Origin of the sequence: Pseudomonas sp. LFS074, from assembly GCF_047978165.1 — a bacterium.
Lineage (GTDB): Bacteria > Pseudomonadota > Gammaproteobacteria > Pseudomonadales > Pseudomonadaceae > Aquipseudomonas > Aquipseudomonas putida_P.
In genome coordinates this window covers 128,084-137,765 of record NZ_JBFPFV010000001.1, presented here as the reverse complement: position 1 = coordinate 137,765, position 9,682 = coordinate 128,084, and the positions used below count along the sequence as shown (strand labels likewise).

General features: G+C 61.4%; 7 protein-coding genes. 5 read left to right on the top strand and 2 right to left on the bottom strand.

Annotated features, from left to right (window positions below):
- Positions 1 to 648 precede the first annotated feature (648 nt).
- Together ACNQP3_RS00660 and ACNQP3_RS00655 are read left to right on the top strand one after the other, a co-directional pair.
- On the top strand, positions 649 to 2,805 hold the full coding sequence (locus ACNQP3_RS00660; RefSeq protein ID WP_012269971.1) for a type I secretion system permease/ATPase: 2,157 nt from the start codon (positions 649 to 651) through the stop codon (positions 2,803 to 2,805).
- A gap of 7 nt (positions 2,806 to 2,812) precedes the next feature.
- Positions 2,813 to 4,171, top strand: coding sequence for an HlyD family type I secretion periplasmic adaptor subunit (locus ACNQP3_RS00655; RefSeq protein WP_069943456.1), 1,359 nt, complete (start codon positions 2,813 to 2,815; stop codon positions 4,169 to 4,171).
- A gap of 198 nt (positions 4,172 to 4,369) precedes the next feature.
- Here ACNQP3_RS00655 and lapD read toward each other — a convergent pair whose 3' ends face one another.
- Both lapD and lapG read right to left on the bottom strand, forming a co-directional pair.
- Positions 4,370 to 6,316 (bottom strand): cyclic di-GMP receptor LapD, encoded by a 1,947-nt coding sequence (gene lapD, locus ACNQP3_RS00650; protein ID WP_012269969.1) that lies wholly within the window; start codon positions 6,314 to 6,316, stop codon positions 4,370 to 4,372.
- A 10-nt stretch (positions 6,317 to 6,326) separates the two neighbouring features.
- A complete protein-coding gene (lapG, locus tag ACNQP3_RS00645; RefSeq protein WP_171577298.1) occupies positions 6,327 to 7,088 on the bottom strand; it encodes a cysteine protease LapG in 762 nt (253 codons plus the stop codon).
- 204 nt (positions 7,089 to 7,292) lie between these two features.
- Between lapG and ACNQP3_RS00640 the strand changes: the two genes are divergently transcribed.
- The 3 genes from ACNQP3_RS00640 (at position 7,293) to ACNQP3_RS00630 (ending at position 9,558) form a co-directional block, all read left to right on the top strand.
- On the top strand, positions 7,293 to 7,982 hold the full coding sequence (locus ACNQP3_RS00640) for a GntR family transcriptional regulator (RefSeq protein ID WP_060494610.1): 690 nt from the start codon (positions 7,293 to 7,295) through the stop codon (positions 7,980 to 7,982).
- 111 nt (positions 7,983 to 8,093) lie between these two features.
- On the top strand, positions 8,094 to 8,597 hold the full coding sequence (locus tag ACNQP3_RS00635) for a sigma-70 family RNA polymerase sigma factor (protein WP_012269966.1): 504 nt from the start codon (positions 8,094 to 8,096) through the stop codon (positions 8,595 to 8,597).
- 4 nt (positions 8,598 to 8,601) lie between these two features.
- The gene (locus tag ACNQP3_RS00630) at positions 8,602 to 9,558 is read left to right on the top strand and encodes a FecR family protein (RefSeq protein WP_179028173.1); all 957 of its coding nucleotides are present in this window, start codon (positions 8,602 to 8,604) and stop codon (positions 9,556 to 9,558) included.
- Positions 9,559 to 9,682 lie beyond the last annotated feature (124 nt).

Genomic DNA, 9,682 nt, shown 5'->3' with positions numbered 1-9,682 from the left:
CAACATTCAAACCACTGTCAATCGCCCCGGCACTGCATGTCCATAAAGCACAAACCTTGCCGGGTTGCGGCTTGCCAGCGGACTGAAAGCAGGTTGAATCGCGAATGCGTTGCACGCTCAAGCCGCACAGGTTTTCAATTGTGCATACACCACGAGCAGCGAATTGTCGCAAATCAAAGAGATGCTGCACGGGTGCGCCAATACTGCCGCCCCACTCATGGGAAACCGCTTGCGATTATCGAACGCTGACGGCCCAGGGATCTGCTTTCTATAGATGAATTTTGACTAACAAGTTACAACCAAACGCCAATTAACCAGCGCCTGTTTACTGACAATGACTAAGCTGGATATCGAAGCCCCTGCCGCCGCAGGCTGGATGGCAGGCTATGCTGCAACTTGGCGCCAAGCCTAATGGCTGGATCAAAAATGAAACATTCATAGCGCCGCTACGTCTGGTAAAAATGAAGCACCTAGAATTGTTTACTCAACACCGATTCAGGGCGACCATTGGCCAGTTGCACAAGCCTCAGGGTGTCATAGCCCTTATCCGCACAGCTTGGTAGCACCATAGATTGCCAGGGTGAGCCGGCCTGACCTTTGACGGCCGCACACCTACCCCACCCACCACAAGGATGAAGAGAGCGCCGCGTGGAATCCGAAGTCAGTCGAGTCCAACTCAGCCACGATCCACGCAGTCAGCATGACGATCCCCTGCTGGATAGTCTGTTGAGCCTGTGTGTGCTGCACCAGAAACCCGCCAGCCGGGTCATGTTGACCACAGGCCTGCCGCTGCCCGCCCAGCGCCTGAGCCCCGAGCTGCTGCCCCGTGCCGCCGCCCGGGCAGGCCTGCAAGGGCGCCTGCTGCAGCGCAAGCTGGAGCAGATCCCGAGCATCGCCATGCCGGCCATGCTGCTGCTCAAGGAAGGCCGCAGCGCCGTTCTGCTGGGCTGGGAAAATGAGGACACCGCACGCCTGCTGCTCAGCGAGAGCGATGGTGGCGAGGTGCACGTCAGCCGTGAAGCGCTGCAAAGCGACTACAGCGGCCGCGTGTTCTTTGCGCAGCCGCAGCACAAGTTCGACGTCAACCACGGCAACCTCATCCCACGGGCGAAGTCGTGGTTCCGCGACACCCTGCTGCGCAGCAAGTGGCTGTACATCGACGCGATCGCCGCCAGCCTGGTGATCAACCTGATCGCCCTGGCCGCGCCGCTGTTCGTGATGAACGTGTATGACCGGGTGGTGCCCAACCAGGCCACCTCGACGCTCTGGGTGCTGGCCATCGGTATCGCCGGCGCGTATATCTTCGACCTGATACTCAAGGGCCTGCGCGGCCTGTGCCTGGACCTGGCCGGCAAAAAGACCGACCTGATCATCTCGGCAACGCTGTTCGAGCGCATCGTCGGCATGTCGATGAAGTACCGGCCTGCACGGGTCGGCAGCTTTGCTCAGAACATTCACGAGTTCCAGGGCCTGCGCGACTTCCTTGCCTCGCTGACCCTGACCAGCCTGATCGACCTGCCTTTCACCATCCTCATCCTGATCGTCATCGCCATCATTGGCGGGCACCTCGTATGGATCCCGATTATTGCCTTCCCGCTGGCCCTGGGCATCGGCTACGCCCTGCAACGGCCGCTGATGGCGACCATGGAACGGACCATGGCCCTGGCCTCTGAGCGCCAGTCCAGCCTGATCGAGACACTGGCCGGCCTGGATGCGGTGAAGGTCAACAACGCCGAAAGCGAGCGTCAGTACATGTGGGAGCAGACCCTCGGCACCCTCAGCCGCCTGGAACTGCGTGTAAAGGTGCTGTCGAGCCTGGCGATGAATATCACCCTGCTGATCCAGCAACTGGCAGGCGTGGCAATGATCTGCGTCGGCGTGTACCTGATCATCGACGGCAACCTGAGCATGGGCGGCCTGGTGGCCTGCTACATGCTCAGCGGCCGCGCCCTCGGCCCGCTGGGCCAGCTCAATGGCCTGCTCGCCCGCTATCAGCAAGCCAAGGTGACCATGGTCTCCACCGACCATATGATGGAGCTGCCGCAAGAGCGCAACTTCGAAGAGCGCCCGCTGAGCCGCAAGGTGCTGCAGGGTAGCGTCGAGTTCCGTGGGGTCGACTTCACCTACCCGAACCAGCAGAACCTGGCCCTGAAGAACATCAACCTCACCATCCGCCCTGGCGAGAAGGTCGGCATCATCGGCCGCAGCGGCTCGGGCAAGAGCTCGCTGGCCAAGCTTATCGTCGGCCTGTACGAGGCCGATGGTGGCTCACTGCTGGTCGATGGCGTGGACATTCGCCAGATCGATGTCAGCGAACTGCGCCACAATATCGGCTACGTCCCGCAGGACATCCAGCTATTGGCCGGCACCTTGCGTGACAACCTGGTCAGCGGCGCCCGCTACATCGAAGACGAATTGATCCTGCAAGCCGCCGAACTGGCGGGCGTGCATGAGTTCGCCCGGCTGCACCCGGACGGCTATGAGCTGCAAGTGGGTGAACGCGGTCAGAACCTGTCCGGCGGCCAGCGGCAGAACGTCGCCCTGGGCCGTGCGCTGCTGCTCAACCCACAGATACTGCTGCTGGACGAGCCGACCAGCGCCATGGACAACACCGGTGAAGAACGCCTCAAGCAGCGCCTGCAAGCGGTGGTGGAAGGCAAGACGGTGCTACTGGTCACGCACCGTGCCTCGCTGCTGTCGCTGGTGGACCGGCTGATTGTGATCGATCGCGGGCAGATTGTCGCCGACGGCCCGAAAGCCGCGGTCATGGATGCGCTGAAGAAGGGGCAAATCAGTGTTGCATAAGCTGGATATGGGGCAGTTCAAGGACGGCCTGCGGCGCTATTTCAAAGGCAGTGACTCGCTTGGCGGCCAGCCGCTGCCGGAGGTCAACAAGGCCCTTATCGAGGATGCGCCGCGGGTGGTGCGGCTGACCATTTGGGGCGTGATCCTGTTCTTCGTGTTCTTGATCGTGTGGGCCAGCGTTGCGCCCATCGACGAAGTCACACGGGGTGAAGGCAAGGCCATTCCGTCGTCCAAGGTGCAGAAGATCCAGAACCTGGAGGGCGGCATCGTAGCTGAAATTTTCGCAAAGGAAGGGGAGATCGTCGAAGTCGGCCAGCCATTGCTACGCCTGGATGAAACCCGCTTCGCCTCCAACGTGGGTGAAACCGAGGCCGACCGCCTGGCCATGGCCCTGCGGGTCGAACGCTTGAGCGCCGAGGTCCAGGACAGCCCGCTGAAGATCGACGAAGAACTGCGCAAAGCCGCGCCAAGCCAGGCGGCCAGTGAAGAGTCGCTGTACCAGAGCCGGCGCCAGCAACTGCAGGATGAAATTGGCGGCCTGCAGCAGCAGCTGGTCCAACGCCAGCAGGAACTGCGCGAATACAGCTCCAAGCGCGCCCAGTACGCTAACAGCCTTGAGCTGCTGCGCAAGGAAATCGGCATGTCCGAACCGCTGGTGGCGACCGGCGCGATTTCCCAGGTTGAGGTGCTGCGCCTGCGCCGTGCTGAAGTGGAAAACCGCGGTCAGCTGGACTCCACCGCACTGGCCATCCCGCGTGCCGAGGCTGCCATCCGCGAGGTGCAAAGCAAGATCGAAGAGACCCGTGGCAAGTTCCGCAGCGAAGCGCTAACCCAGCTGAACGAAGCGCGCACCGAACTGAACAAGGCCACCGCCACCAGCAAAGCGCTGGACGACCGGGTTCACCGCACCATGGTCACTTCGCCGGTGCGCGGTATCGTCAAGCAACTGCTGGTGAACACCATTGGCGGTGTAATCCAGCCTGGCAGCGATATCATCGAGATCGTGCCACTGGACGACACGCTGGTCATCGAGGCGAAGATCCTGCCCAAAGACATCGCCTTCCTGCACCCTGGCCAGGAAGCGACAGTCAAGTTCACGGCGTATGACTACACCATCTACGGTGGGCTGAAGGCCAAGCTTGAGCAGATCGGCGCCGACACCATCACCGATGAAGACAAGAAGACCACTTACTACCTGATCAAGCTGCGCACCGATCGCAGCCACCTGGGGACGGACGAGAAGCCGCTGCTGATCATTCCGGGGATGGTGGCGACGGTGGACATCATGACCGGCAAGAAGACCATCATGAGCTACCTGCTCAAGCCGATCATGAAGGCGCGTTCGGAAGCGCTGCGCGAGCGCTAGAAGGCAGACTCAAGGCCGCGTGCTTTCTCTGTGGGAGCGGCCTTGTGTCGCGAAAGGGCCGCAACGCGGCCCCGGGATTTTCGCATTACTGCATAAACTACTGGGGCTGCCATGCAGCCCTTTTCGCGACACAAGGCCGCTCCCACATGCACAGCGTCAGGCCTGGGAGTCAGATCAGGCAACTGGCAGGAAAGCTCTTTAGCGCCAGGGCGCAGGCTCACCGACCAGCTGGCCCTGAATCCCACCTACGCCCATCTCCTGCAACACCCGCCGCTCCCCTTCGGTCTCGACCCGCTCGGCAATCAGCGGCAAATCGATGCTGTGGGCCGCACGCTGAATCGCTTCGATGAACAACCGCTTGTGCTGCTCATGGTCGATGTTGCGGATGTAGCTGCCGTCAATCTTCAGGTACGCCAGGCCCAGGTGCGCCAGGTTGCCGATCATGCTGAAGCGCCCGCCAAAGCGCTGCAGCGCCAGGCCGAAGCCAAGCCCGTGCAGGCGCCGGGTGAGCTGCTCCAAGGCGGCCTGTTCAGGCAACTGCTCCTCGCCAATTTCAAAAACCAGCCGCGGGCCGAGCGCCGCGTTCTGGCCCAGCAGCTCGAAGACGCGCTGCAGGGCCTTGGGGTCGGCCAGGGTGGCGGCGGACAGGTTCAGCGCCAGCACCTGGTCGTGCCCTCGTAGGTGCGCCAACACTTTCTCCAGCACCAGCACATCCAGCCGTGGCATCCAGCCGAAGCGCTCCAACCAGGGCAGGAAGCGGCCCGCTGGCAACGCCTCGCCCTGGCCATCCTGCAAACGCGAAATCACTTTGTGGTGCAGTACCCGTTGCGCTGAAGCACAATCCACCACTGGCTGGAAGAACAGCTCGAAATGCCCATTGCCGAATGCCTGATCGAGCCGCTCGTGCCAGGCATGTTGGCTGTCCCCAGCCACTGCGGCAACGCCTTGCTCAAGGCACACCCAGCCCGGCGTTGGCTGGTTCTCGGCACGGGCCAGAGCCTCGTCGGCGAGTTTCAGCAACGCCTGCGGTGAGTCACCGGGGCTGAACGGCGCCAGGCCGATACAAGCGACCGGGTCGATATCACTGGCACCCGTTTCGTGCAGGCTCTGCAGCGTCGCCTCCAGGGCCTGGGCAAGTTGCACAGCCTCTTCATGCACCATGCCCGGCGCCAGCACGGCAAACTCGCCACCGCGGCTGCGGGAAATCAGGTCATTGGTTTCCGGGTAGCTTGCACAGGTGCGGCGCAACTGTTCGCCTACTGCCTGCAGCAACTGGTCGGTACGCTGGCCGCCAAGGCGGGCATTCAGGCCGGCCAGGCCCTGAACCCGCAGCAACAGCAGGTAGCCGGCGCGCGCCTCTTCCAGGTTGCTCACCCGGGTGTTCAGTTGCATTTCGAAATACCGGCGGTTGGACAGCCCGGTCAGGCTGTCCTGGTAGGACTCGGCACGCAGCCGCTCACTGCGCTCGGCCTGCTCGGTGAACAGCGCTTTGAGTTTCTCGACCATCTGGTTCATCGCCTGCACCACACGGCGTAACTCTGGCGTGCGCGGCAGCTCTGGAAGGCTGAGGAATTCGCGGCGGGCAATCGCGTGGGATTGCTCGACCATATAGTCCAGCGGCCGCAACTGGCGGCGCAACAGCAATGCACCGAGCACAGCACTGGCCGCACCACACAACAGCAACCAACCCAGGCTGCCCAGAGCACTTTGCCAAAGTTTGGCAATGGCGAACATCGGGTGGCTGATCACTTCAACGCGCGCGGCCTGTTGCCAGCCACGGCTGACGATGGCATCGCCACCAGCAGCCTCAAGGCCGATCAAGTGCACGAACCATCGCGGTACGCCACCTGGGTCCGGCTCAGCGTGGCGCTCCACCAGCACAGCATTGGAGCCCAGGTCGACGACCTTGATGCTTGCATAGTAACCACTGTCGAAGATCGAGCTAACCATCAGTTCGACCATCGCCGGGTCGTCGATATTCGGCGTCAGCGACAGCGCCAGCGCGGTCGCCGCGTCCTGGGCGTGCGAGCGCAACTGGTTGACATACTGGCTGCGCGAGCTTTCCAGGCTGACCATGAAACTGCCACTGAAGGCGACCACCAGGAACAGGCAAATGGCCAACAGCAATTGTTTGAACAGTGACATCTGTGCTCCTTCAGTAAACCGGCTCGGCCGGGAACCCTTCGGCCTGCATTTTCTTCAACAAATCCTGCCAGCGTGACAGCCGCTTGGTATCGCCGACCTTCTTGTTCCCGGCAGCGCCCGTCAGCCACAGCCCCTCGCCATTGAAGGCGTACACCGGCAACAGGTCGGTACGTTGGCTTGCCGGCTTGATGGCGTCCATCAGGCTGTCGAGCACCAAAGGCTGGGCCTGTGGGCTTGAATAATAGGTCAGGACCATGTGTGCCCGGTTCTGTCGCAGCGCCTTGACGTAGGTAATGCGCAGTTTTTCACTGGGGATACCCATGCGCCGCAGGCTGAAATATTTGGCGATGGCGTAGTCCTCGCAATCCCCTGCACCTTTGATCAGTGCCTGCACAGGCGTGGCCCAGTAATCGACTTCATGCCACAGGTCGATGTCTTCGACATAGCGCAATTGCTGGTTGAAGAAGCGGTTGACCACTTGCAGCCGCTCAAGCTCAGTCCCCTGCTTCTGCGTAGCCATCAGGTTCTGCCAGGCATCGATACGGCCCTGCCCGGCACCCAACGGGCCGTAGAGCGCCTGCGACTTGCGGCTGATCTGGGAAAAATCCCAATCCGCGTGCAAGCCGCCCAGCAGCAGACTGCCCAGCAGCGCGGCAAAGCCGACACGTCGCACAACGGTTTTCAGCAACCAGGATATCGCCACTGCGAAGCCCTGTTCAGACCAGTCGAAAGCAGCGATGGTGGGGCTTGCCACAACAAAAGACAATGGCACCCTGCAATCATGCACCCGCCTGTCAGGCCGCCTACACTTTCTAGTTATATCCTTCTGAAGGGCGCTTCCTTTGGCAGACGACTTCATCCACCATAGCCGCGCTTTTGGGGCGCCCGTACCCGTGCGGGTGCAGGTTTGACACCCTTACAAGCTGTTACTACTGTCATTGGATCCAACTTTAGTCATTGTTAAGGCAGACGTCGCGTGGCCGAGAAAATCAAACTGAGCAATGTGCTGGCAAGCGAACAGCTGCTGCCGCATCAGGCCCGTGGCGTGATCGAAGAGCGCCTGCGCAGTGCCATTCTCGATGGGCGCTTACCCCCAGGTACTGCCGTGCGCCAACAAGAACTCGCCACCTTGTTCGGTGTCAGCCGCATGCCCGTGCGCGAAGCCCTGCGCCAGCTCGAAGCGCAATCCCTGTTGAAAGTAGAGATGCACAAGGGCGCTGTGGTTGCGCCGCTGATCGGTGAGGATGCAGTGGACACCTATGCCCTGCGCGTATTGCTCGAGAGTGAGGCGCTGCGCCAGTCGATCCCGCTGCTCGATGCCAGCGACATCGCCAGCGCCCGCGGGTATATCCAGCAACTGGAGAATGAAACCCGTCACGCCGAAATCGGCCGCCTCAACCGCCTGTTCCACATGGCGCTATACAGCAGGGCACCAAACAAGAAGCTACTGCGCCTGATCGAGAACGAACTGAACGAGGAAGAGCGCTTCCTGCGCTTCCATCTTTCGTCCATGGGCTTGGGCAAGCTCACTCAGGACGATCACAACGCACTGGCGGATGCGGCCAGCGACAAACTGGTGGATGAGGCGGTAGCGGTGCTGGAACGGCATCTCAACAGCGGGGCGCGGGTAATTCGCAAGTACCTGGATACACAACTGGGGCGCTAACCCACTGCCGCCTAGCGCAGCGTGCGACCAGATGGGTTGCAAATTGATGCGGCGCCACCAACAATGAGACTAATTATCATTCATGTCCATTGATGCCGGCGCCCCTCCCCCATGCCCAGCAACGACTGCGTGCAAACGCTATACAGTGACCATCACGGCTGGCTGCATGCCTGGCTGCGCAGCAAGCTAGGCAATGCGGCCGATGCCGCCGACCTGGCCCAGGACACCTTCGTACGCTTGCTACAGCGCCGTGAACAATTGCAACTGAATGCACCCAGGGCCTTCCTGCGCACGGTAGCGCGCGGGTTGGTGATCGATCACTGGCGGCGCGAGGAACTGCACAGGGCTTACCTGGAGGCTTTGGCGCATGTGCCGGAAGCATTGGCCCCCTCTGCCGAAACCCGCGAGCTGCTACTGGAGTTGCTTGAGCGCATTGCACGCATGCTCGACGGCCTCAAACCCAAGGTACGTCGCGCATTCCTCCTGGCTCAATGCGAGGGGCTGAAGCACCAGGCCATCGCCGAACAGCTGGGGATCTCGGTGCGCACCGTAGAACGCTACATTGCCGATGCGCTCTATCACTGCTACGTGCTGCACTACCAGGACGAGTGCTGAGTCGATGACCGCCGCACGCCCTGATACGAAAGCGGTCAAGCAGGCCATCCAGTGGATGCTGCGGTTGCGCGAGAGTGGGCACGACCTGGCGTTGCAACAACAGTGTGCGCAATGGCGCAGTGCCCACCACGAACACGAACACGCCTGGCAGCGGGTGACGCACTTGCATCAAAACCTCGACCTACGCGCCATCCCCGGTGCCGGGCTGGCTTTGCAGACCCTGGAAACCAGCCAGCAGCGCCTGCGTCGAAGGCAGGCGTTGAAGCTGCTTGGGGGCGTTGTCATGGCGGGATCGGCGAGCTGGCTGGCTAAAGACCTCGATGCTGTCAGTGCCTGGGCATCGGACTATGCCACCGGCACGGGCGAACGGCGCGTCTTCACCCTGCCCGATGGCTCACTGATGCAACTCAACACCCGCAGTGCCGTGGACCTGGCCTTCATTGATCGGCAGCGTCTGGTCCGCCTGAAGCATGGCGAACTGATGATCACGTGTAATCCCCGGCATCCCGTGTTTGTACAAACCCGCGACGTGCTGCTGGAAGGCTTTGAAGGACGCTTTGTAGCCTATCAGGATAGCGACTGCACACGTGTCAGCGTCAGCCGCGGAAAAGTGGCGATACACCGGCCTGGCATTGCCCAACTGCAGTGGATCGAGAGTGGACAGAACTGGCGCCTGGATGCTCATGGCGCACAACGGATCGCACAGATGGACATGGACGCGATGGCATGGACTGAAGGGCTGATCGTCACTCAGAACATGCGCCTCGCGGATTTTCTCGCGCAGGTCAGCCGTTATCGCCATGGTTACCTGGGCTGCAGCAACGAGATTGCCGACCTGCGCCTGTCGGGCGTATTCCGCCTCGAAGACCCGGAACAATTGCTTCGGCTGCTACCGCAGACGCTGCCCGTACGGGTTCATCAACGTACACGCTGGTGGGTGCGTGTCGAAAGCACGACCTGATGAGGCCTTAACGTTTTTTTGTCGGGTTTTGAACCCCGGTCCGGCTAGGACAGTAAGCGACATCTTCTGCCCTCATCACTTCAACGGACCCTTCATGTTCATCAAGCCGGTGTTAAACCACACT

Bases quoted from the DNA above. Each gene is read 5' to 3' on its own strand.
- ACNQP3_RS00635 (WP_012269966.1), top strand. From the start codon at position 8,094: ATGCCCAGCAACGACTGCGTGCAAACGCTATACAGTGACCATCACGGC.
- ACNQP3_RS00655 (WP_069943456.1), top strand. From the start codon at position 2,813: ATGGGGCAGTTCAAGGACGGCCTGCGGCGCTATTTCAAAGGCAGTGAC.
- lapD (WP_012269969.1), bottom strand. From the start codon at position 6,316: ATGTCACTGTTCAAACAATTGCTGTTGGCCATTTGCCTGTTCCTGGTG.
- ACNQP3_RS00630 (WP_179028173.1), top strand. From the start codon at position 8,602: ATGACCGCCGCACGCCCTGATACGAAAGCGGTCAAGCAGGCCATCCAG.